Origin of the sequence: Metabacillus sp. 84 (genome assembly GCF_050107715.1) — a bacterium.
Lineage (GTDB): Bacteria > Bacillota > Bacilli > Bacillales > Bacillaceae > Metabacillus_B.
Genome location: NZ_JBNILN010000001.1, coordinates 271,391 through 294,578 on the forward strand (window position 1 = coordinate 271,391; position 23,188 = coordinate 294,578).

The 23,188-nt window shown below is 43.5% G+C and carries 17 protein-coding genes, 1 CRISPR repeat array and 1 riboswitch; of the genes, 3 read left to right on the forward strand and 14 right to left on the reverse strand.

Going from position 1 to position 23,188, the window contains the following annotated elements; translation table 11 throughout:
• Window positions 1-192 precede the first annotated feature (192 nt).
• The gene (locus tag ACQCV8_RS01425; protein WP_426842759.1) at window positions 193-1,995 is read left to right on the forward strand and encodes a DNA/RNA non-specific endonuclease; all 1,803 of its coding nucleotides are present in this window, start codon (window positions 193-195) and stop codon (window positions 1,993-1,995) included.
• A 105-nt stretch (window positions 1,996-2,100) separates the two neighbouring features.
• On the opposite strand, the gene ACQCV8_RS01430 is transcribed toward ACQCV8_RS01425, so the two are convergent.
• From ACQCV8_RS01430 to ACQCV8_RS01455, 6 genes are all read right to left on the reverse strand, one after another.
• Window positions 2,101-3,201 (reverse strand): Ger(x)C family spore germination protein, encoded by a 1,101-nt coding sequence (locus tag ACQCV8_RS01430; protein WP_426842760.1) that lies wholly within the window; start codon window positions 3,199-3,201, stop codon window positions 2,101-2,103.
• Entirely contained in the window at window positions 3,202-4,299 is a 1,098-nt protein-coding gene (locus ACQCV8_RS01435; RefSeq protein ID WP_426842761.1) for a GerAB/ArcD/ProY family transporter, read from the reverse strand.
• Window positions 4,292-5,782 carry a spore germination protein gene (locus tag ACQCV8_RS01440; RefSeq protein ID WP_426843343.1) on the reverse strand — a complete coding sequence of 497 codons (1,491 nt, stop codon included), beginning with the start codon at window positions 5,780-5,782 and terminating at the stop codon, window positions 4,292-4,294. Before ACQCV8_RS01440 ends, ACQCV8_RS01435 begins: the two co-directional genes overlap by 8 nt.
• Window positions 5,783-5,885: 103 nt before the next feature.
• Window positions 5,886-6,902 (reverse strand): fatty acid desaturase, encoded by a 1,017-nt coding sequence (locus tag ACQCV8_RS01445; protein ID WP_426842762.1) that lies wholly within the window; start codon window positions 6,900-6,902, stop codon window positions 5,886-5,888.
• Between the two features lie 123 nt (window positions 6,903-7,025).
• Window positions 7,026-7,712, reverse strand: a complete 687-nt coding sequence (locus tag ACQCV8_RS01450; protein WP_426842763.1) for a YqjF family protein — start codon at window positions 7,710-7,712, stop codon at window positions 7,026-7,028.
• A gap of 426 nt (window positions 7,713-8,138) precedes the next feature.
• Entirely contained in the window at window positions 8,139-9,332 is a 1,194-nt protein-coding gene (locus ACQCV8_RS01455; protein WP_426842764.1) for a nucleoside transporter C-terminal domain-containing protein, read from the reverse strand.
• A gap of 134 nt (window positions 9,333-9,466) precedes the next feature.
• Window positions 9,467-9,570: riboswitch (purine riboswitch) on the reverse strand.
• 178 nt (window positions 9,571-9,748) lie between these two features.
• Between ACQCV8_RS01455 and ACQCV8_RS01460 the strand changes: the two genes are divergently transcribed.
• Window positions 9,749-10,573: an SDR family oxidoreductase gene (locus ACQCV8_RS01460; RefSeq protein WP_426842765.1), complete on the forward strand. Its 825-nt coding sequence runs from the start codon at window positions 9,749-9,751 to the stop codon at window positions 10,571-10,573.
• A 296-nt stretch (window positions 10,574-10,869) separates the two neighbouring features.
• On the opposite strand, the gene ACQCV8_RS01465 is transcribed toward ACQCV8_RS01460, so the two are convergent.
• Window positions 10,870-11,853 carry a nuclease-related domain-containing protein gene (locus tag ACQCV8_RS01465; protein ID WP_426842766.1) on the reverse strand — a complete coding sequence of 328 codons (984 nt, stop codon included), beginning with the start codon at window positions 11,851-11,853 and terminating at the stop codon, window positions 10,870-10,872.
• Window positions 11,854-12,385: 532 nt separating this feature from the next.
• Between ACQCV8_RS01465 and ACQCV8_RS01470 the strand changes: the two genes are divergently transcribed.
• Window positions 12,386-13,105 (forward strand): YebC/PmpR family DNA-binding transcriptional regulator, encoded by a 720-nt coding sequence (locus tag ACQCV8_RS01470; RefSeq protein WP_426842767.1) that lies wholly within the window; start codon window positions 12,386-12,388, stop codon window positions 13,103-13,105.
• Window positions 13,106-13,165: 60 nt separating this feature from the next.
• Here the strand turns inward: ACQCV8_RS01470 and ACQCV8_RS01475 are convergent, their stop codons facing one another.
• The 7 genes from ACQCV8_RS01475 to cas7c all read right to left on the reverse strand — a co-directional run bounded on the left by ACQCV8_RS01475 (window position 13,166) and on the right by cas7c (window position 23,183).
• Window positions 13,166-13,429: a hypothetical protein gene (locus ACQCV8_RS01475; RefSeq protein ID WP_426842768.1), complete on the reverse strand. Its 264-nt coding sequence runs from the start codon at window positions 13,427-13,429 to the stop codon at window positions 13,166-13,168.
• A 109-nt stretch (window positions 13,430-13,538) separates the two neighbouring features.
• Window positions 13,539-15,668, reverse strand: a complete 2,130-nt coding sequence (locus ACQCV8_RS01480) for a peptidoglycan D,D-transpeptidase FtsI family protein (RefSeq protein WP_426842769.1) — start codon at window positions 15,666-15,668, stop codon at window positions 13,539-13,541.
• A 159-nt stretch (window positions 15,669-15,827) separates the two neighbouring features.
• Window positions 15,828-16,517, reverse strand: coding sequence for an MgtC/SapB family protein (locus ACQCV8_RS01485; RefSeq protein ID WP_426842770.1), 690 nt, complete (start codon window positions 16,515-16,517; stop codon window positions 15,828-15,830).
• A 339-nt stretch (window positions 16,518-16,856) separates the two neighbouring features.
• Window positions 16,857-20,191: direct repeats of the CRISPR family, unit length 32 nt; unit sequence ATTTCAATCCACGCACTCACATAGAGTGCGAC.
• 157 nt (window positions 20,192-20,348) lie between these two features.
• Window positions 20,349-20,639 (reverse strand): CRISPR-associated endonuclease Cas2, encoded by a 291-nt coding sequence (gene cas2 / locus ACQCV8_RS01490; RefSeq protein WP_426842771.1) that lies wholly within the window; start codon window positions 20,637-20,639, stop codon window positions 20,349-20,351.
• Window positions 20,640-20,648: 9 nt separating this feature from the next.
• Window positions 20,649-21,680 carry a type I-C CRISPR-associated endonuclease Cas1c gene (gene cas1c / locus ACQCV8_RS01495; protein ID WP_426842772.1) on the reverse strand — a complete coding sequence of 344 codons (1,032 nt, stop codon included), beginning with the start codon at window positions 21,678-21,680 and terminating at the stop codon, window positions 20,649-20,651.
• Window positions 21,677-22,333: a CRISPR-associated protein Cas4 gene (gene cas4, locus ACQCV8_RS01500; RefSeq protein ID WP_426842773.1), complete on the reverse strand. Its 657-nt coding sequence runs from the start codon at window positions 22,331-22,333 to the stop codon at window positions 21,677-21,679. Before cas4 ends, cas1c begins: the two co-directional genes overlap by 4 nt.
• Window positions 22,323-23,183, reverse strand: coding sequence for a type I-C CRISPR-associated protein Cas7/Csd2 (cas7c, locus tag ACQCV8_RS01505; protein WP_426842774.1), 861 nt, complete (start codon window positions 23,181-23,183; stop codon window positions 22,323-22,325). Before cas7c ends, cas4 begins: the two co-directional genes overlap by 11 nt.
• Window positions 23,184-23,188: the final 5 nt, after the last annotated feature.

A 23,188-nucleotide genomic window follows, 5' to 3' on the forward strand; every position in this document is an offset into this window, starting at 1 on the left:
TAGAACAGATGCTGCGCCATCAGCACCATTTGCGGCGAAACAGAATGGGGCTTGCGGCACACATGTATCTTCTTCTAAGTTAGCATACCCGCTTTTACATAAGCCAGGATTTGAGCTTCATGAAAGTCTCTTTTATAATGGTAGAGTCCCCCGTATATGGAAGGGATTAGAACAAACTTACAGGAGGGAACCATGACCATTCGTTTGAAAGAGTCTCAGAAACAGTGGAACCAGGAACTTGCAGCTAAACAGGATCAAGAGGCCCGTAAGCGGTACGAAGACCGTTCAGAAGAGCGCAAAAAGCTGTCAAAGAAGCTCGAGACAAAAAATCCCCTTGAAGTGGACACACCGGAAAGAGCCGCATATCGGCAAGCGATTCTCAGTCCGCGGGATGGTCTCGCCATCGAACGAATTGTCGGAGAAAACAACCTGTTTCCTATTTCCTACCTTGAAGCCGGAATTCAAGCATCAAAATCTGTATGCAGAATTGAGATTAGAGACCGAATCGGCAGAGTTCTTGGACACGGTACAGGATTTCTCATTTCCCCCAACCTTTTAATGACGAATCATCATGTTCTTACTGATGAAGACACCGCTTTAAACAGCTTGGCACAATTTAATTATGAGCTGGATATACATTTAAAAGAAAAGCAGATTAAGAGTTTCCAGATAACACCTGAACAGCTTTTTATAACAGACGAAAAACTGGATATCACGCTTGTCGCGGTTGAAGAGACATCTGCTGACGGGTCACCGCTGAGCGACTTTGGACACATTCCGCTTCATGCCAAATCAGGAAAAGCGCTCGTTGGTGAGTATGTTTCCATCATTCAGCATCCATCAGGAGCCCCGAAAGCACTGGCAATCAGGGATAACCAAATTTCAGATGTATTTGATGATTACATTCATTATTCTACGGACACGAATGAAGGATCATCCGGTTCACCGGTTTTCAATGATGAGTGGGTGATCGTCGCTCTCCATCATGCAGGCGTCCCCGATCCTGAAGATCCTGAAAAATACACAGCGAACGAAGGCATTCGGATCAGCAGCATTGTCCGTTTTCTATCTGAACAGAAGACCGTACTGAGAGGGCAAAAAAGAGAACAGCTTGCTGCCTTATTGAATGACCAGGAGATTGAAATCGAAGAAGAAAAACCAATGAAAGTGGAAAAATTAAAGCCTTCCGAGTATGAAAACAGCAGCGGATATGATCCGGAATTTCTTGGCAGCAAGCACACCGTTTCTTTACCAGAACTTGGAGAGAACATTGAAAAGGATGCAGCTCCTGTCAAATCAGGAGGAAACGTTTTAAACTATACCCATTTCTCCATTGTCATGAGCAAATCAAGAAAAATCGCGTTTTACACCGTTGTCAACATTGATGGAGAACAGATTAAAGAAGTCAAGCGCGGGAAAGACTCCTGGTATTTTGATCCGAGAATTGATGAAAACCATCAAACGGGAGAAGAGTTATACAGGCGGAACGATTTGGACCGCGGCCATTTAGTCCGGAGAAGAGACCCGGTGTGGGGCAAAGATGCCAAAAAGGCGAACGAGGATACGTTCCATTTTACAAACTGCTCTCCGCAGCATAAAAACCTGAATCAAAAAACGTGGCTTGATTTAGAAAACTATATTCTCGAAAATGCTGAAAACCATCAATTTAAAGCGACCATTTTTACAGGTCCTGTCTTTAGAGACGATGACCTCGTCTATCGCGACACGAAAATACCGGCTGAATTCTGGAAGGTTGCGGTTATGGTAAAAGAAGATGAGTCTATTTCTGCCACCGCCTACCTTCAATCGCAGAAAAATTTAATCGGGGATCTTGAATTCGCATACGGCGATTACAAAACCTATCAGGTGCCCCTTTCAAAAATAGAATCTTTAACCGGACTTCAATTCAAAGACCTGAAGGAAAGCGATCCAATCGCAAACCTTGAATCAACGGCAGGCAGAGTCATTGAAGGACCAGAGGATATCGAGTTGTAAAATAAAAAGGACTTGCCCGCGGGCGGGTCCTTTTTTGTTCGGCGTTCGGCTCTTTCTGCCATTCTTTATCAGTCAGAGCATGCACATTCTCTCGATCATTTTCTATTAATTAATGATCCCGTGCTCCGTGATTTCCACCTCAACCTTAGGTATGATTTCGACGTTCTGATAATCCTGTTCCCAGTCCATCTTCTTCCACGTATCCGGATGGTGTGCCATTAATTCCCTTCCAATCCCAAACATATCGCTGTTTGCTTCTTGGATTTTTTGAATAACGGCTTTGGCATCTGCGGTCAGCTGCTCTGAAATTTTCTTATTCAGCTCCTTTAATACTTTCTTATCCGTTAAAGAATCCTGGGGGTATTCTTTTACGTTTATCGTAGCCCTCATCGTAAGGTTTGCTTTAATCCTCTCAGGAGCCGCTTCAGCTATGTTCATTTTCGATTTAACCTTTAAGAAGGAGTAGGTTATAAAATTATTTTTTTCAGGTTTCTCCTCATCGCTCACTTTGCTCACATAGCCTGCTGATTTTGACTTTTCCCCCATTAGCAGGAGGAGCAGGGTGGATTCATTAACATTTAAGTACCCGGCTAATGATCGTTTATGAAAAAGAGCCATCCCATCCACTACGATTTCATCAAGCTGTTTTTTCAGAAGCGGCAGACCAAAATCCTTTCCTTCATCAAACATCACCGTGCAAATTGTCTGAAGGCTGTGTGCGGGAATGCTTGTCGATTTCTCATCACTCTCTATTAATTCGATTAAATACTCCGATATCAGAACGTTCTGCACCTTTGTCATATTCATAATTTCGCTGGCTTTCCCTTTGACAATGGCTACTTTTGAAGAAACAGAACTATTCGAATCCCTGTATAAAACATCCAAATAGGAATACAAATCACTTTTGGCCAAATTTTCTCCGAGCAGAAATATCCTGTTTTTCGATGGGTCAAATCTGCCTGATACTTTACGGTCCATTTTCATCCTTGATTCTCTTAATGTATCCGCTTCCGTGTGAACGATTGTATTGGTCGGCGCACCGCTCATAAAGTCTCTAATCACAGCGGAAACATAAAGCTTTTCGTTATCCATAAGATCGATTCCAGTCCCAAATACAAGGCGGCTTTCTTTCAGAAGCCTCTGATCCCAGCATCCTGCTAAAAACAGCTGCAGGGCAGCTAAGGCTGTTATTGTGAATTTTCGCATCTACGTACTCCTTTTTCTGTTCATTTTGGAAATAATCAATGAAAGGCCCAGAAGCAGGAACGGAACAAACAATAGAAAAAAAACAGTTGCTTTCAATAAAAGGTCATTCAAAAAATTAGCATGCTCCTCTTTCGTTATTAAAAGAGCGAATAAAAACGTACTTGCACAAATTAGATAAGCAAGAAAGGATCTTTTGGCCTTTTTAAAAACAGCCTTCATTCCTTCAAGCGTGAGAAACAAATAACTTATATAAGAGGTTGCAACATTTACAACCCAAATAGAGACAAAAAGCAAATCGAACCTCTCTACTACATGAATATATAGCGCCTTCACCAGATAGAGGATTGGCTGTGGAATAATCTCCATTTCTCTAGGGCTGAAAACAATTTGACATACGACAGTTAAATAGGCATAAACAGATGTGACCGTCACGTTTGCAAGCGACGCTGACTTTAAAATCGAAAGCGATGTCCTTGCCTTCATATAAGGATAAATGATCAAAAGCAGCTCGAAGCCAATCATGGAAAAATACACTTTAGTCACTCCGTTTAGTATTTCCTTCACTCCGGTTTGAGTAATGGGAAACAAATACCTTATTTCCAGCGGATAGTTGAAGAGGGCGATGATGGTGATGACAAGAAGCAGAAGGATCAGCCCTGAAACGATGACGTGAAATTTTGCAATCACATCCGGCTTCTCCTTGCCAAGATACACTCCAACTAGACAAATCATCGCGAGAATAATCCATCTAGGCGTTTCGTCAAGCACCCAATCCTTGATGACACCTACCGCAAAAATGAGGATGACAGCCATCACGGCAATCCCATAAACACCATACAAAAGATTTGTTGCTCCGCCAAAAAACCTTCCAAGAAGCTGCGGCGAGTACTCATATAGATTCTGATTCGGATAGCGCTTTGCCAATAGCCAGTACAATGTAAGGATCAGCTGAATAAGTACCCCTGAAAGGAGAATTGAAATCCATGCATTCCCTTTAGCTTCCATTTGCACCTCAAAAGGCAGGCCAAGAATGCCTACTCCAATTTGAGTCTGGATAATAAAAAAGTAAAGCTGAAACACCGTCACTCGGTTATTCATTTCGTTTCCACCCTCTGGATCTTGATTCCTTCCAAAGATAAACGGGCTTCGCATCCTCAGGGCGTTCATTCATCATCCATACAGGGAAACGCAGAACCGTATCCTTAAAGAACTTTGTGTTAAACGGGGCAAGCGGATATAAATACGGGCTGCCAAACGGCTGAAGCTTTACGAGGTGAACCAAGATGAGCATCATGGAGATGACAATTCCGAAAAAACCGAATAACGCGGACATCAGCATGATCGGAAACCCCAATATCCGGATGGTATTGCTCATTTCATTGGAAGGAATAACAAAGGAAGAGATGGCCGTTATAGCGACAACAATAATCATCGTGTTTGATACTAGATGGGCATCCACGACCGCAGTCCCAATGACCAAACCACCCACTACACCAATCGTTTGTGAAATGGCATTCGGAAGCCGGATGGCCGCTTCCCTCAAAAGTTCAAGTGTGAGTTGCATAATCATCGCTTCCAGCACAGGCTGAAACGGCACAAATTCCAAAGAGTTTTTAATCGAGAAGACAATCTCTACCGGAATGACTTCATAATTAAAGGAAACGAGGGCTATGTAGAATGCCGGAAGAATCAGTGCAATAATGAAAGAGATGACGCGGATCAGCCTGAAAAAAGAACCGAGCACCGTCCGCATATTATAATCCTCTGATGATTGGAAAAAAGAGAAAAAAGTGGCCGGGAGAATGAGAACGGTTGGACTGCCTTCCATCAAAACCGCTATCCGGCCATCCATTAAGTTCGCTGCCGCCCGGTCCGGTCTTTCTGTATTCAAAATTTGCGGAAAAGGTGAAAACGGGCAGTCTTCTATAAACTCTTCAAAATAGCCTGGAGACTGCACTGAATCCACCTGCAGATAGCTCAGCCTTCGCTCTATTTCTTCCATAAGGGCAGGATTTGCAATTTTTCCCACGTAAACGAACGCTAGCTTTGAACGGCTAGTTCTCCCTACAGAATGGAATTTAACGGTGAGAGCCGGGCTTTTTATCCGTTCCCGGATAAAATGAATGTTCTTCATCACGTTTTCAGAGAAGCTTTGATGGGAGCCGCGGATTATTTTTTCATTATTCGGCTCCTGCCCGCTTTCCATATCTTTTTTGTAGACATTTAGCAAGCATAGTTCTTTTCTCCCGTCTGTAAAAAAAAGACAATCCCCCTCCAACATGGCTTGAACCGCTTGTTCAAGCTCATAAGTCTTTTTCAAAATGGTGACAGCGGCCAGGTCTTCAATTTTCCCCTCCGGAGTTTTCAATAAAGGCTTCAGGACATTGGTCTGGATCTGATCCCGGTCTGCAATCGAATCTATGTACATGATATAAGCAGGCTTCCCGTTAAAAATAAGCTGCTTCATTTTCAAATCATCTGCCTGAAAAAAGGCATCCTTTACATACTGGACTGTTTCCTCTGCTTTTCCAGAAGAAAGTAAGCGCTTTTGTCCTGAAAATCCGCTTCCGGAGTTATGCATCCGTCTCACCTCAATTACCCCTATCTTTCCACAGGCCGGGAAAAATATGCAGCAGAACAGCATACAAAAAGCCTGCAGCTTAAACGCTGCAGGCCTGGACATGTTACATTTCCGTTTTTGGTTTGCGAAGGAGATGCTTAATATCCTTAAAACGTACGAACGTTTTGTTTTTTTGATCCCATAAATGGAACCGCAGGGATTTCAAACTGGATGCGAGCGTAATCGTTGTCGCCTTGTGAAGCGGCGGCGTGGATTGATGCGCCTTTTCCAGGTTATAGTTTGGAACCTTCGGACTTAAATGGTGAACATGGTGAAATCCAATGTTCCCTGTTACCCACTGCAGAACCTTCGGAAGCTTGTAGTAAGAGCTGCCGTCTACTGCAGCCTTTACATAATCCCATTCTTCCTCATTCTCATAATACGAATCTTCAAATTGATGCTGTACATAAAAAAGCCAAATACCAAGTGCTCCGGATACAAATACAATCGGAAGCTGAATAAGCAGGAAAGCCTGCCATCCAATCCACCAGCACATCAGTCCATAAGATCCGGCAATCAAAAAGTTAATTAAATACGTATTCAGGCGTTCTTTTTTTCTTGCCCCTTTACGGTTAAACCTATTGGAAACAAGAAAAAGGTAAAATGGACCGAGTCCGAACATAACGAGCGGGTTGCGGTAAAGCTGGTAGCCCGCTTTCCTCCAAAATGAAGAGGCTACATATTCATCGACTGTCAGAACCCAAATATCGCCGGTACCCCGCTTATTCAGATTACTGCTGGTCGCATGGTGGATGGAATGGGCTCTTTTCCATTTCTCATATGGGAACAGGGTTAAAACACCGCTGATAATTCCAAGAATGTCATTTCCTTTTCGGGTTTTCATGAAAGACTGATGGCAGCAATCATGGAAAATAATAAAGATCCGAATCACAAAACCTGCAGCTAGAATGGACAGGGCTAATGTCAGCCAATAGGAAACCGCAAGAGACTGATAGGCTGCAAACCAAAGGAGAAAAAAGGGCGGAAATGTATTGAATAGCTGTCGTACGCTTGATTTCACACTTGATTTTTCAAATGGGGCCATGTTCTTTTTAAGCATGAGCTGCTTTTGTTTAGACATATCTTCCTCCTCAATATCTGAGTGTATAGCCTCTTCATCTTACTATGTTTACCGTAAGAAAACCAGGTGTAAAATTCCGAACATTCTTGTGAAAGGTGCTGCTTTAAGTCTTTCCTTTACATGTTAACACAATTTAACAAACGGAAAAAACTCCGTCTCCACAGCTTTTGAATATAGAATATGCAGGGTTTTCTGTTCGCTTCTCCCAAAATCCCATGTCATTGTATCGGATAAGATTTCACATGTTCCGTTCTGCAGGCTCCAAGGAGCATGCTTCAAGTCCCCGCGGTATATTTTCCTGTTTTTCACTGTATAAAGGCAATATCTCTCCGTGAGCCAGAGGTCCAGGGGTTCAGGCTGAGTCTTAACCGGTCCTGGCCGATAGGTTAGTCTTAACTGTGCAGGCGGCTCTCCCTTATGAATCCTCCTGGAGGAAAAGCTGATCTCATTTGGCTGAAATTCCGCCTTCATCTGAGAATGAAAATAGGGCAGATGAAAAAAAGTTCTGGCAATCCATACGCCTATGGGATGACTGGCATCAAGGCTGAAAAAATAAATCCCGGGCTTTCCGTTATAGGTGACATATGTACGAACATTCAGTTCCAGCAGACTGGAAAGGAGAGGAACCTCCGGCAAGCCTCTGAATCGGATTTTCTCCATTTTAAAGGGAACAAGGCCAATCCAGGCGCTTCCTTCATATGTATCTGCCTTCAATGGGTCCGGGAGCAGGGCTTGCAGCCATTCAGCGCTCACGGGCCAGTGTACAAACAGCAAATTGCTCCAAGTCTGCTTCATGGTCCAATTGCTCATGTGATTCCCCCTCACCCTCTCAGTATATGCGGCCTTACAGACAGGCAGAAAGGTGAAATGCTTTTTGGATGCTCTTAATGTAGCCTTATTACGGAATGTTCATGCAGCGGTTTGTTTTTTAGGCTTTGTTAAAGCATGGGGATTGCGTGACACTCCGGGCTGCAAGCAGCGGGACATGGGGAGCGCCGGATCACTGCCGGCTAAAGGATGCCTCTAAAGTCAGGTTTATAGGATTACATCCTCCTGAATAAATTCGCACCATGACGCATGATAAACGAGCTGTCATTATGGTCAGGGCAGCTTTATCTTAAAGAGCTTGCATGAAATGGACTCTTCCCCAACAGGAAAAAGTGCTCAGAGCTCTGAGCACTTTTATCGAAGCTTTACGGGTGGAACGGGGCCTTGACCACTCTGTCTGTCCGCTAATTACCAGACAAACAGACCGACAACCATCGCACTGAGCAAAGAAACAGCCATTCCGCTCACTAGGAGCTTCCAGACATTTTTCCCGATCATCGAAGACTTTTCTTCACCGAGAACTGAATTGAATGTACCATAGATCATGCCTACGGTGCTGAAGTTTGCAAATGACGTAAGGAACGTAGTGGCCACCGCAACTGTGTGAGGGCTTAGCGTATCAAGGTTATTTTTCAAATCAAGCATCGCAACAAATTCGTTCGTTGCCATTTTAATCCCCATCAGCTGTGCAACATACATCGTATCCTCGCCGGATAGGCCAAGTAAGAAGGCAAACGGACTGAATAGGATCGAGAATATTTTCTGTATGGTCAAGCCATCAACGAAAAACCCAAGAATTCCATTAAGGATGGCTGTTAAGGCGACATAGCCGATCACCATCGCAAGGATGACGATAACCATGTTCATTCCAACCATCATGCTGTTGGAAATAGTAGAAAAGAAGTCCTTCTTTTCACTCTTCGGAGGGACGTATACAATGTCATCCTCCTTCGGCACTTCAACAGGATTCAGCATGCTTGCAAGAAGCAAGGCATTCAGGCAGTTTAGCGGAATCGCACTGAACACATACTCCGCAGGAACCATGGTCAGATAAGCTCCTATAATCGAACCGCTGATGCTGCTCATACTCATGATTCCAAAGGTCAGCAGCCGGTTATCCTTCAGCACCACCAGCTGCTGGCGGATCACGGCCAGTGCCTCTGTATTACCGAGAAACATCATTTGAATGGAGAAAAAGCTTTCCAGCTTAGGGAGACGGGACAGCTTGGAAATGACCCAGCCTACTTTATCAATAATCCAAGTTAAAATGCCAAAATAGGATAAAATATCAAAAAAAGTAACGATCACAATAATCGGCAGCAGCGCACTGAAAAAGAAGTCCACCTGTTCATTGGCCATAACCGACGGAAAAACGAAGGATATTCCTTCGTTTGCGCACTCGATGAGCCAATTAAAGAACGATGCGAAGGTTTGGATCGCCTGTCCTCCTGTTTTTGTACCGAGCATAAACCACGTAATCAGCAGTTCTGCAGCCAGCAAAACGCCAATGGGCTTCCACTTAATCTGTTTCCTGTTCGGAGACAAAGCAAAAATCAGCCCAATGACAAGAAAAATCCCCAACATATTAATCAAAAAATACATGCTCTCAACTCCCGGATGTCATTACCCAACAAAAAAAGCCCTAATTTTCACCCTCAGCCAGTTGGACCGAAAGCATGAAAACAGAGCCCGCATGCCGGGGTCTTGGCTAAAAAACCAGACTGAACCGCACATCTCTTCTATTCATACTTCCTTGTAGTCCGGCATTTGCGGCTGCCAGGTAGAGACTATCAGACCGAATCTTAACTGATATTATACAAGGATATAAAATTAGGATAATTGAGTACTGCTTATTGTAAAACAGGCAAAAGTAATAGGCAACCTGAAGGATAAATGTTTTAATGTTGGGAGTTTTCTTATTTTAATAGAGTATGGTTTAATGAGCCCATCCCTATGTTTACTTCTTCACATACAGGGAATCTTACGGTCAGATACAATATATAGGAGGTTTTTATAAAATGGGCAGATTAGAGAATAAAACGGCAGTGATTACAGGAGCAGCCACGGGCATCGGCCAGGCAACAGCTGAAATTTTTGCCCGGGAAGGCGCACATGTGATCTGTGCCGACATCAATGAGGAGCAGATGAAGAAAACCGTTGAACGGATCAAGGGAAATGGCGGACAGGCTGAGGCCTGGCACCTGGATGTGTCCAGCGAAAAAAACGTGATCGAATTCTCAGAAAAAGTAAAAGAAAAGCACGGTGTGATACATATTCTGTTTAACAATGCAGGTGTGGACCAGCAGGGTGGAAAAGTACATGAATATCCTGTCGACCTCTTTGACAAAATTATCGCTGTTGACTTGCGCGGGACTTTTCTCACAAGCAAGTATCTGATCCCGCTCATGCTCGAACATGGGGGTTCCATCATCAACACCTCCTCCATGTCCGGCCGCGCAGCCGACCTGGACCGCTCCGGCTACAACGCCGCAAAAGGCGGCATTACCAACTTCACCCGCGCGATGGCAATCGACTATGCCCGCGACGGAATCAGAGTCAATTCCCTTTCCCCGGGGACGATCGAAACACCGCTAATCGATGAACTGGTGGGAAGCAAACAGGAAAACATGGGTGAACAATTCCGGGAAGCCAACAAGTGGATCACACCACTCGGACGCCTCGGCCGTCCCGAGGAAATGGCGACAGTCGCTTTATTCCTCGCCTCCGACGACAGCTCCTACGTAACCGGCGAAGACATCACAGCAGATGGCGGCATCATGGCCTACACATGGCCGGGCAAAATGCTTATTGAACAGGAGAAGTGGAAAAAGGGGACGGAATAATTTGAATGATGAACAGTAAAAGCTGGTTGCGAAGGCAGCTTTGTTCAGGTACTGTTTGAAACTTATGCAATGAAGAATGACTTTAGTGAAAACTTATGGCGAGTGAAGGCGGCAAGACGGGAAAGTACGGAATAACAGATGGACTTAATGGTTCGAGAAAGCACCTTATGATGGGGTGCTTTTTTCCTGGAGCTCGAGTTCATATACTCGCCCCTTGTTTTGGCCGGAGGATTTTAGGTTGAGGGATTGGAGGAGTTTAGTAGCGGAGGATGGACTTAATGGTTCGAGAAAGCACCTTATGATGGGGTGCTTTTTTCCTGGAGCTCGAGTTCATATACTCGCCCCTTGTTTTGACCGGAGGATTTTAGGTTGAGGGATTGGAGGAGTTTAGTAGCGGAGGATGGACTTACAAGGCTTAAATATTCTCTGATTTTCTTGTTCGTGATTGTTGAGCCTATTAATAACCGATAGTCATTCAATGCCTCCAAATGAGCCCATTTATTCTTCTTTTGGCACCCGCTGCAAAGCCAGCCCCCTTTGTACCTTTCAAACCGACCGCTGCAATCAGGACAGAGAACTCCTTTTACTAATTCAGAATGCAGAATTCCGTATTTATTTGTTATTTGGACATCTATTTCCTCATTTGCCCTATTTAAGCTCCTTGCCATCTTCTCAAGTTCCTTTTCGGTCAAGAATACTTTTTTATATTGTGCTTCCAATAATTTTAGTTCAAAAGGGAGCATCTGTGCGTGTATGACTTTCTTAGCTAACGCAGCACTATGGGCAGAAGGGGTTTCGATAATGGTTTGAGGGTTGCTTATTACAATCAGTGTGTGGATGGGAAGAGCGGGGAAGTGGTTTTTCCTGAGCCATTCAGAGAACTGGAATTCTAAACGCCGCGACTGAAGAACAGGATCTGCAAACGCGGTTTCCTGACCGTCCTTTCTCCTTATCAGCTGATTGAACTTTGGATCAAAATAGATTGTACCAGCTATGTTTTTCACTTCAATGATCACAGCAGCTTTAGGGGATATTATCAGCGTATCCATCTGAAAGTGTGTCAAAGCATGCGGCAGCCTTAAATCCGTCAGGATCACCCGATTCGGATGATCGATCAATGAAAGCTGATAGTCTGCCGCCAGTTCACCTTTGAAACCAGCCATCCTTTTAGTTAGTTCTTCGGTAATTTGAGGAACTTTGGGATGGCTGGGAGGTAACCTTCTGAGCAAAGCCTGCAGTTTGAGGATATAGAGAGGGGTTTTTCGTGGTTTAGCGATCATTTTCATGCTCCTTTCTTCTTATTAAGGAGTATTCTTCAAAAAACGTGGTCTTCCTTCTACGGATTTACCCATGAATTTTGTGATATCGACCGAAATTCCCATAAATCGACCGAAATGGAATTTTATCGGTCATTATTTTATTTTTTCGACCGAAATAATTTTTTATCGGCTATTATTTTGATATATCGACTTTTCGACAAATACCGACTAATGCTGCTTCCTATCTATCCGAAAATGGTTTCGGTTAAAGTAGAATCGGAACACTTGGAAAGACCCCCTGGAAAAGATTTTGACCACTGCTTCGATTCTGACAATGATTGCATCGGAAGAAACTGAAAAGGCAACACGCGTTCCAAAAGGCATTCCAGAATCTCCAGAACAAATCCGCTTATTTGAGGCATCCCGGTACAAGAAACACTCGTAACCACCCGCCAAATTACGGTATAATAAAAGGCAATGGATCTTCCATTGCCTTCCTTATTCTTACCAAAAACCTATTATAGATTTTATTACCGAAAGAGAGTGAACGTATATGGGCCGTAAGTGGAACAATATTAAGGAGAAGAAAGCGGCAAAGGACAAGAACACGAGCCGCATTTATGCCAAGTTTGGCCGTGAAATCTATGTGGTTGCCAAACAGGGAGAACCTGACCCGGAGTTGAACCAGTCTCTGAAGTTCGTTCTTGAGCGAGCGAAAACATACAATGTGCCGAAACATATCATTGACCGCGCCATTGAAAAAGCAAAAGGCGGATCTGAGGAAAACTACGATTCCCTGCGTTATGAAGGGTTTGGTCCTAACGGTTCAATGGTGATTGTTGATGCTCTCACAAACAATGTAAACCGCACAGCCTCCGAGGTGCGCGCAGCGTTCGGGAAAAACGGCGGAAACATGGGAGTCAGCGGTTCTGTCGCATACATGTTTGATGCAACAGCTGTCATTGGAGTGGAAGGAAAGTCATCGGACGACGTTCTGGAGCTATTGATGGAGGCTGATGTGGATGCCCGTGATATCATCGAAGAAGAAGATTCAGTGATAGTTTATGCGGATCCCGATCAATTCCATGCCATGCAGGAAGCCTTCAAAGGTGCCGGCATTACCGAATTCACCGTGGCCGAGCTGTCCATGCTTGCCCAAAATGATGTAGAGCTTCCAGAGGATGCACTGGCTCAATTTGAAAAAATGATAGATGCCCTAGAGGATTTAGAGGATGTTCAGCAGGTTTATCATAACGTGGATTCAGGTGAATAATGGGAAAAGCAGACCATCTCAGGTCTGCTTTTTTTATTTGGCGGTTGCAAGGCCTTCACGCTAAGCTCTCCATGAAGTTTTCAGTGAAGCGTAGCTGCCGATTGCCGCACTTCCATAAAAAAAACCCATAATCAAGCCGGCAGCTAAATCATGCCGGTGGCTAACAAAAATGGAGATGACAAGCCCGGTTACCGTAGCCAGCGACGGGATATAAGGCCTTGGTATAGGAGAGAAAATCTTCAGAAACTGAGTAATAATCAAGACAGCAGGGACTGCCAGGATAGCATCCCAGCAATTCGTATGAATGAGGGGGAATTGTGTCAAGGCAGGATCGCTCCTTGTATGGCTGTTTCTCATACTATGAAACAAAAATGCTTTAACTATACCTAAGTTATTAGAAAAAGCCCCATCGCTTATAGCGACGGGACCCTCTTTACTCCGCCAGTTCCTCCTTGTCATCCGCTCCGCCGTATTTTTTCTGAAGCTCTGCATAGGCTTTGACGATTCGTGCTGAAATATCTTTGTTCATGTTTTCTTTTGCATAAGGTACGACGACACTGAAAGCTATTTCCGGGTCGCTTGAAGGGTAATATCCGACAAATGTGATATTGAATGTTATTTCTTTCCGATCTGAGTTCGGATATACATAGGTTGTTTGGGCCGTACCGGTTTTTCCGGCTACATCCAGTCCCGGGAATTTCCCGGCAGCTGTTCCTCCGGTTTGGGTGACAGCCTTAAATCCTTTTTGAATTTGACGGATTTCTTCTGGTGAATTGTTGACGCGGTTCAATATTTCCGGTTCCTTGCTCAAATGATACGGTCCAAGCTCGGGCTGGTTGGTTGGGACATGAATCGACTTAACCACTCGGGGCTGAACCCGGTAGCCTCCGTTTGCAATCGCAGATACATATTGCGCCAGCTGGAGAGGTGTGTACGTATCGAACTGGCCAAAAGAAAAGTCCATGAGCTGTCCTTCATTTGAAGGTTTTGACTTAAACCCTTTTGATTCACCCGGCAGGTCAATTCCTGTCGGAACCCCTAATCCAAACTGGTAAAACCCGTTGCGGAGAGTCTCAAAATCCTCATAGCTTCCTTTAAACTTCATATCCTTTTTTACATAGCTGAATCCGGATATGTGCTCTATCACAGCCTTAACCATATAAATGTTCGAGCTCTTTTTTAGAGCCTCTATGTCATTGACGGGTCCGAGTGACCGGTCCCCTGCGGACGACTTCGGTCCGGTGCCCGCAAATTTCACTGGAGCATCATAGTAGGTCGTATACATCGGCAGGCCGTGCTGATAGGCTGTGAGAATCGTGGCGCCTTTTATAACCGACCCCATCTCATACTGCGACTTATACGTTCCGAATGAAAAATCGAAGGGCTTGCTGCTCTCGCTTAGCCGGTATTGCTTCCCGGCCATAGACAGGATATCCCCTGTATTCGGATCCATCACCACGGCAAAGGCAGAATCGGCTAAACGGTTGCCGGACGATCTTCTTCCCTTTAAAATCTCTTCCTCTAAAATCTTTTCAACCTCTTTTTGAAGCTCCATATCAAATGTAAGCTGGAGATCATAGCCCCTTCTTCCAGTGCTTATCACCTCTTCTGTCACATTTCCATCTTTATCGGTTGTATATTCAATTTTAGCCTTTGACGCATTCAGATACTGCTCATACTGTTCTTCGATATAAGCTTTACCGACGCGGTCATTTCGTGCGTAGCCCCGCGATTGAAAGTAGTCCAGCTTATGCTTTGGAATTCCTTCAGCTGACGATGTGACATTTCCGAGAAGGGATCCGAGGAGATTCTTATATGGATATTGCCTTTCCCAGTCTGTAATGATATTGACCCCTGGCAGCTTTTCCAAATTCTCTGAAACGCGGGCCATCTCCTCGTTCGTTAAGATAAATTCAGGGCCTGTCTCCCCTTCCTCCGCAGGCAGCTGGGATTTAATGATCTGCGGTTCATATTCATAGCCTGATGAGAACCTTTTGAATAAAACAGCCATAGACAGCTGGCGGTTATCCTGCTTCAATTTCTCAATTTCTTTCTTAGGAACTTTTTCTAACTGAATCCGGTATTGGTCTTTCCCTTCTTTTTTCAAATCGCTTTTTGATAGAAGCTCCTTGGCCTTATCAGGATAGGCGGCAAGCCAATAGTCTTTCAAATCCCTGCCGCTTTCCTGTTCTTTGATTTTTTTAACCGCCTCTGCCTCCACCTGGATAAGCTTAATCAGCTCGCTTGCTGTTTTAATTTTATCCTCAGGCTTTGTTTTTTTATCTACCGTATACGTGATTGCGGGCACTCCAATATTGTCAACAACGATTCTTCCATACCTGTCATACATTTTCCCCCTGGGTGCCGGATAGGAGGATATATTGGTCTCTGTTCTGGAAACCTCTTTAACATATTCCTCACCGCGGACAATTTGAACAATGCCTAATCGGACAATCACAAGGACAAAAATAAAAAATACAGCAAGAAAAAGAATATTAATGCGCAGCTGTCTCGTTTTCTTCAGCTCGCGGTTTTCAGAGGTATTTGTGGCCGGATCTGTCATAGTGGAGGATCTCCCTTCGAATTGAGAGGATATATTTTATCTGGAAATTTTTCCAGTCTCACTCACTCTCTTATTCTACATTTTTTTACAAGGAAAATACACCCATGAGGATAAAAAAGACCTGGCACCCAGGTTTTTTTCCTATTTTTCAGGAACGGATCAATCCATATGCTCTAAATCCAAAAGGAAAACTCCGGATGTCCCTCTAATCCAGTAAAATATTTCGGTCACACCGGTTTTTTTTCTGGATGTGACAATACAGTAAATCGTAATCATTTCTTTTTCTTCCTTTAAACGAACGCGCGTAATGCAGAGCCCTTTACTGCTTAATTCATCCAATATACCCGTTAGATTTGAGTCTTTTTCTGTATACATTTTCACCTTAAATTCTTTATGTCCGAGCCGCTTGATCAAAAACCTCTCCAGAATGTATGGAATAATGCGGATTCCCGTAAAAATAAAGACCACGCTGATCAAAGCTTCTGCATAAAACCCTGCTCCTATTGTTATTCCAATGGCTGCAGAGGCAAATACAAGAGCTGCCGTCGTCAACCCGGATATGACCTCATTGCTCCGTCTTAAGATAACTCCAGCTCCAAGAAATCCAATTCCGCTTATGACATAAGATGGAATTCTTCCCGGATCCATCGGACGGGTATATGCTTCCGCATATAGAAAAGAAGACTCAAGGGAAACAACTGTCAGCAAACAAGCAGTGAGTGAAATGATGAGACACGTTTTTAACCCAAGCGGTTTCCCCTTCAGCTCCCGCTCCAATCCGATAATGATTCCCGCGGCGGCGGCCAAACTCAGCTTTAACAGTACATCGGTTTGCAAGATCCCTTCCACCGTTTTCCCCTCCTTTGCAGCTGTCTCCTGCCAGTATATGAGAATAGGGATAGAGGAAATGAGGACGGATTTTTATCGGACGCAGAGTTATAAGCAGATACAGCAAAATTTATGCTTGTGCAAGACAAGCCCGTTCGATGGAAAAACCGGGAGCCAAGTTTTCAAAAAATGCCATGCTTTATATGAAAGGAGTTTTTCATTGGAAACCGGATGGAGTTATGCACAATTGACCTTCCCATATGTTTTTTCTTCTTATAAGGTAAGGGGGGCCCTCTTGCAGTCTATTTGTTTGTATAGAGTGCGACAAGCGTCATACATGAGCAGGATGGATAACTCACGATTTCAATCCACGCACTCACATAGTGTGCGACTCTTCCCCTGCTGTATTAAAGCCCACAGTTTCTCGATTTTAATCCACGCACTCACATAGAGTGCGACTTGACCTAGTTGACTCGTAACAAAACCGTTTTTAATTTCAATCCACGCACTCACATAGAGTGCGACGGCACTCAGGCAAAGCTAGACCAAAACATTACAATTTCAATCCACGCACTCACATAGAGTGCGACGCTATTACTGCGTGGGGCAGACAGCAATTAGTAATTTCAATCCACGCACTCACATAGAGTGCGACGGCGAGTAGACATTGACGAAAAAATGGCAGTCGAAATTTCAATCCACGCACTCACATAGAGTGCGACCAGCGTCTTAATCTACAGTCAGCGCCGGAAAGCGATTTCAATCCACGCACTCACATAGAGTGCGACTCGTGACGGAAACAGAACCGTTTAAAATCGAATTTATTTCAATCCACGCACTCACATAGAGTGCGACCAAACGCACGAAAATATGGGGCGCAAATGGTGAGATTTCAATCCGCGCACTCACATAGAGTGCGACTATCCTGCAATCCATTGCGAAAAAGATTGCAAAGGATTTCAATCCACGCACTCACATAGAGTGCGACATTGCTTGACATTTGGTTTGTTCTCTGGATGGGGATTTCAATCCACGCACTCACATAGAGTGCGACGATAAAACGGGGTCTTTTTTTTGTGCGGAAAAAATTTCAATCCACGCACTCACATAGAGTGCGACCGCGAGGCAATGGGAACTAAGGCCATGCTAGATGATATTTCAATCCACGCACTCACATAGAGTGCGACTTGTTAGGGTATATAACAAAACTTTCGATGATATAATTTCAATCCACGCACTCACATAGAGTGCGACAGGTATATAGCACAAGCGATAGAGGCAATTATCCATTTCAATCCACGCACTCACATAGAGTGCGACGTACATGCGCGAGCCTTTCAATTAAAAAAAGGGGATTTCAATCCACGCACTCACATAGAGTGCGACGTCTTTTCATAGAGTGTTAGTTACCAGCTAACTATTTCAATCCACGCACTCACATAGAGTGCGACTCTAGGCGCTACTGCGGGCCGCCCGTTTGTGTAGATTTCAATCCACGCACTCACATAGAGTGCGACAAAAATATTGGAGGATCCATATTGACTAAATTTATTTCAATCCACGCACTCACATAGAGTGCGACGCGGAAAAATACATGTGTGACTTAATTGAGTACCTATTTCAATCCACGCACTCACATAGAGTGCGACAGAGCGTACGGCAAACGAAATTAAGGTGCACGCAATTTCAATCCACGCACTCACATAGAGTGCGACCTACTGCTTAATGGAAGCCAGCCACACTAAGCGTATTTCAATCCACGCACTCACATAGAGTGCGACATAACAGGTATTCCAATTGCCTTAAATATTTTAGATTTCAATCCACGCACTCACATAGAGTGCGACTGCAGGAGCTTTATAATTGATTACAAGCGACAAAATTTCAATCCACGCACTCACATAGAGTGCGACAACTCTGCCTAATTAGATTATAATACCAAACTAGATTTCAATCCACGCACTCACATAGAGTGCGACGAGTACCAGCGTCCAGGAAAACAGCCACAACGCAATTTCAATCCACGCACTCACATAGAGTGCGACCTGGATTATGCAGCCGATGCGGTGAAAGAGTTTGATTTCAATCCACGCACTCACATAGAGTGCGACCTTTAGCCAGACTAAGGTAATTAAGGTGCTGAAATTTCAATCCACGCACTCACATAGAGTGCGACTTTCACATATACATTCGATACCCACACGCAAATAATTTCAATCCACGCACTCACATAGAGTGCGACTAGCTTTAATGCAGATTCACGTATCCGTTTTCAGATTTCAATCCACGCACTCACATAGAGTGCGACCGCCTTGTAAACTCTTTTGCCACAATTTCTTCAAATTTCAATCCACGCACTCACATAGAGTGCGACATGCGAACGTCTGATAAACTGATGCGACAATTTGATTTCAATCCACGCACTCACATAGAGTGCGACTTAGTAAAATGCGAGCAGCCACAGGAGCAAGCGCAATTTCAATCCACGCACTCACATAGAGTGCGACAGTAACCTGGTTTCCGGAGTGTTAGGATATTTTCATTTCAATCCACGCACTCACATAGAGTGCGACGGTGTACCATCTGAGCGATAATGCCTTGTGTTTATTTCAATCCACGCACTCACATAGAGTGCGACCCAATCTCCTGGAAACGGATGATGGACTCTCTGTTATTTCAATCCACGCACTCACATAGAGTGCGACAAATCCTCTAATGCCCTGCAATATAGTGACACCTATTTCAATCCACGCACTCACATAGAGTGCGACTTTCTTCTTCATATCCCTCGTCATATTGAGTCAAATTTCAATCCACGCACTCACATAGAGTGCGACTGTTGACTATCTCAGGACAAAACAATATGCCCTGATTTCAATCCACGCACTCACATAGAGTGCGACCAAATCATGGCAACTGTATCTCAAACCTATGGGAAATTTCAATCCACGCACTCACATAGAGTGCGACCTCAGCGGTTTTCAAGATTACATTGACCATGCAATTTCAATCCACGCACTCACATAGAGTGCGACTTAGCCGGCGGCTCCAGCTTGGCTTGACGAATGAATTTCAATCCACGCACTCACATAGAGTGCGACGGCTCAATGATCTTGTCACAAGCCCCTGGAAGCCAATTTCAATCCACGCACTCACATAGAGTGCGACGTGTTTGTGATGCTATCATCTCACGAGGCTTCAATTTCAATCCACGCACTCACATAGAGTGCGACAGGAAAACCAAAAAATGATATCGACCTGTTTAAAATTTCAATCCACGCACTCACATAGAGTGCGACGGACACATGGTATGTCACTAAACCAACAATGCATATTTCAATCCACGCACTCACATAGAGTGCGACACCCAGACCGTAATCATTTGTCCCGCCTGCTATATTTCAATCCACGCACTCACATAGAGTGCGACTGGTAACTGTTGTCTTTTCATCTATTGTGTTAGGAATTTCAATCCACGCACTCACATAGAGTGCGACCATGGATTGTTCGCATTGTGTCAAACGCCGGGAATTTCAATCCACGCACTCACATAGAGTGCGACGTCGCGATTACACCAGAGGCGGAGAGAGAAGCAAATTTCAATCCACGCACTCACATAGAGTGCGACTAATCCTGATAAAATAGTAGCACAAGGACAGCGCGATTTCAATCCACGCACTCACATAGAGTGCGACAGCGATTTTTGCCTCAAAAAGAAGTTTTACACAAGCAAAAATGCTATTCTCCCTTAGAAACTACTAAGAAAACATAATTTTCTACTGATTATTGGTTTATTCCCATCAATTTCAAGTGCGAATCTCCCTGGGATATTATGTGCACTTCACTCTCGCACTAAAACAGGAGAGGCTCTTCAAGATTAATGCTTTCTTTTGTCCCGAAGTGTTCTACCTTGTTTTCATAATTTTTCCCTAAAATATAGAAACGGATGCTATCATGCTCTTCATTGATGATCTGAATTAATTCTATTTTTAATCTTGCTAGTTGTGTAGCGTCTACAATACACTCAAAAACAGAATTTTGGACACGCTGTCCAACGTTTTGACAAGCCTTTGCAACACGTCTTAATCTTTTTTGCCCCCCACTGGTGACTGTACTTACATCATATGTTACTAATACTAGCATCCCATCACCCTACTTCCAGAAAAATGGAGGATATTCATCAAGGTCACCTCTTAAATATCTTGCAAGCAGAAGAACTTGGGCGTGGGGAACAAGACCCCATGCTATTTTTTCTCCTAGGTAAGGATGAGTTATTTTTTCTTGCTTTTTGGATTGCCAAGCAGCTAAAAATCTTTTTCTACCATCATCTGTCATTATTACTGCCCCGTTTTCTTTTTGGATGAAGTCGCTGGCTTGAATAACTTTTTTATTGATCACAGACAGTACAAATCTGTCGGCAAATATTCCGCGCAGTTCCTCCATTACGTCCAGCGCTAAGGATATTCTTCCAGGTCTATCACGATGAAGGAACCCCACATATGAATCTAATCCAACACCTTCCAAAGCGGAGGCAACTTCATTCGCTAACAACGTGTATGCAAATGATAACATTGCATTTACATTATCAAGAGGGGGTCTTCTTGTTCGATGAAGGAAGAAAAAATCTTCTTTTTGTTGCAGGATTAATTGGTCGAACAATCTATTATATGCTAATGCTGCTTGACCTTCTAATCCTCTTAACCTTTCTAAATCTTCACATATTCTAACTTCTTGCATAAGGCTAGTCAAAAGCCTGGAGGTTTGTTTAAATTGTGCTACGTCTAAACGCATTGGGTGGTCTCTTGATGCCCGTTCAAGTATCCATTTGCAATTAAAAATTTTTCCAACGATAAAATTTCGAGCAATCTTGGCCGATTCGTTTTCTTGTTCGGATACTTGATATTGTTTTTTTCTTAAAACTACGTTTCCTCTACTTTTCCCTATGACTCTTGCCTGGTAGCGACCGGACATTGAAAAAAACACAAGTTGAATATCTCTTTCTGCACAATAGCCCATTAATGCAGGACTAACTCCTTTATACCCAAACATTACGATTGCCTCTAAATTGTGTAATGGAATTCTTGCTACAGTATTTTGATCGGCTGTTAGAACTATGTTATCTCCATCCAATTTAAGATAGAGATCTGGTTGAGAGACAAATAATGTGTTTAGCAGCTTTTTCATAATCCAATCACCCCATTTATGTAGCTTTTAACGGGGCGCTTGGATAACATATTGGGTAAGCACATGGATTGGAGGGAGCAACTATTGCAATGCGGTCCTCCCTTTACCTTTGGTGTGTATTTTTTTGAGTAATATTCATGCATTTCACGGATAATGGATGGAACCATAATCTTGTGTTCTTCTAAAGGGATTTCTTCTCTATGTTTTATTTCATGATAGTAGATATATCCCGTTTCAACTGTACACATCAACATTTCTTCCAGACACATTGCTTGGGCGGCAAGTTGAACGACATCTATATCATTTTTTTTCGGTTTTCCTCGCTTGTATTCCACAGGGAAGGGAAGGTATGACCCTTCCCAGCCAAAAATTGGTACACCGTTTGAGTTCTGTAAGAACTCTACAACGTCACAAACTCCCGTTATCCCCAACTCATTTGACTTGATCGGCATTCCTCGTACTACTATTTTCTTCCCTCTTTTTTCTCTTTTAAATGGGTCATCAGCATTTTTATGGAGATGCTGTCCCTCAATGGTTTTCACATTTTCAGCCCATTGCTGTTCAATATGGATGAGTGCCCACTGTCTCTTACAAAAGCGAAAATGCTGGATACCTGACAACAATAAAAACTTTTCTTCTTCATTAACGCCCATTCAAAACAGTCGCTTTTAATCCGTCTAATTCTTGTAACTTGAAGTTAAAATCGTTATGACTTTTGGGGATATCAGTTAATGGGGTAATGACCAGCTGCCTATGTACTTTAGCGGATGAATATTGACCTAACTTTGAATTATGCTCCCACCAATAAACTTGGTGAACTTCCATGCTTCCTTCAGGCCGTGCGGAAGAGGCATCATTATCAAATAATGAAATCAATGCTTCCTTAATATAATCAGCATCTTCATTAGTAAAGCCTGTCTTCTCGGCAAGTTGAGTATTCATGCTTCCGTAAAAAACATACATCCCAAAGTCCACACGATGTTTCATACCCATTGTATCTGATCCTTTTTTTTCTCCGGGCTCAGAATTAACACTCTTCGTAATTTGCAGGCTGCTTATATCAATGGGAGTTACGCTAGTAGCCGTATGAATAGAAACAGGGCCCCTTACCCCAACAGAAACACCATCATTTTTTGAACCTTTAAAAGCGAATACTTGCCCAAAGCCTCGAACGTCTATCCACTCTTGAGAAGCCACTTTCGCAAACTCGTCTTTAGATAATTTTTTATTTTTGAACATTTTACCTAGTTCTTCATTTCCTTCTGCTCGATCTCTCAGACTATTATAACCATCCGATGTACGATCATTGGATTGCACAAAAATAGGTAATCCCATATCTTGCAGACGATTCCGGATTTTACGTTTTAGGGCAACATCTGAAATCTCACCATAACCATCAAAATTTTGCCTTGGACGATTTCCATTTAATGGATCACCATTCGGGTTAGCATTTTTCACAGAAAGGATTACAGCAAAGTCAATTTTATTCTTTAATGTGTTCATGTTTT

Bases quoted from the DNA above. Each gene is read 5' to 3' on its own strand.
- ACQCV8_RS01450 (WP_426842763.1), bottom strand. From the start codon at position 7,712: ATGAGCAATTGGACCATGAAGCAGACTTGGAGCAATTTGCTGTTTGTA.
- ACQCV8_RS01440 (WP_426843343.1), bottom strand. From the start codon at position 5,782: ATGCATAACTCCGGAAGCGGATTTTCAGGACAAAAGCGCTTACTTTCT.
- cas7c (WP_426842774.1), bottom strand. From the start codon at position 23,183: ATGAACACATTAAAGAATAAAATTGACTTTGCTGTAATCCTTTCTGTG.
- ACQCV8_RS01455 (WP_426842764.1), bottom strand. From the start codon at position 9,332: ATGTATTTTTTGATTAATATGTTGGGGATTTTTCTTGTCATTGGGCTG.
- ACQCV8_RS01425 (WP_426842759.1), top strand. From the start codon at position 193: ATGACCATTCGTTTGAAAGAGTCTCAGAAACAGTGGAACCAGGAACTT.
- ACQCV8_RS01430 (WP_426842760.1), bottom strand. From the start codon at position 3,201: ATGCGAAAATTCACAATAACAGCCTTAGCTGCCCTGCAGCTGTTTTTA.
- ACQCV8_RS01465 (WP_426842766.1), bottom strand. From the start codon at position 11,853: ATGATCGCTAAACCACGAAAAACCCCTCTCTATATCCTCAAACTGCAG.
- cas4 (WP_426842773.1), bottom strand. From the start codon at position 22,333: ATGGGCGTTAATGAAGAAGAAAAGTTTTTATTGTTGTCAGGTATCCAG.
- ACQCV8_RS01480 (WP_426842769.1), bottom strand. From the start codon at position 15,668: ATGACAGATCCGGCCACAAATACCTCTGAAAACCGCGAGCTGAAGAAA.
- ACQCV8_RS01470 (WP_426842767.1), top strand. From the start codon at position 12,386: ATGGGCCGTAAGTGGAACAATATTAAGGAGAAGAAAGCGGCAAAGGAC.
- ACQCV8_RS01435 (WP_426842761.1), bottom strand. From the start codon at position 4,299: ATGAATAACCGAGTGACGGTGTTTCAGCTTTACTTTTTTATTATCCAG.
- cas1c (WP_426842772.1), bottom strand. From the start codon at position 21,680: ATGAAAAAGCTGCTAAACACATTATTTGTCTCTCAACCAGATCTCTAT.
- ACQCV8_RS01445 (WP_426842762.1), bottom strand. From the start codon at position 6,902: ATGTCTAAACAAAAGCAGCTCATGCTTAAAAAGAACATGGCCCCATTT.
- cas2 (WP_426842771.1), bottom strand. From the start codon at position 20,639: ATGCTAGTATTAGTAACATATGATGTAAGTACAGTCACCAGTGGGGGG.
- ACQCV8_RS01460 (WP_426842765.1), top strand. From the start codon at position 9,749: ATGGGCAGATTAGAGAATAAAACGGCAGTGATTACAGGAGCAGCCACG.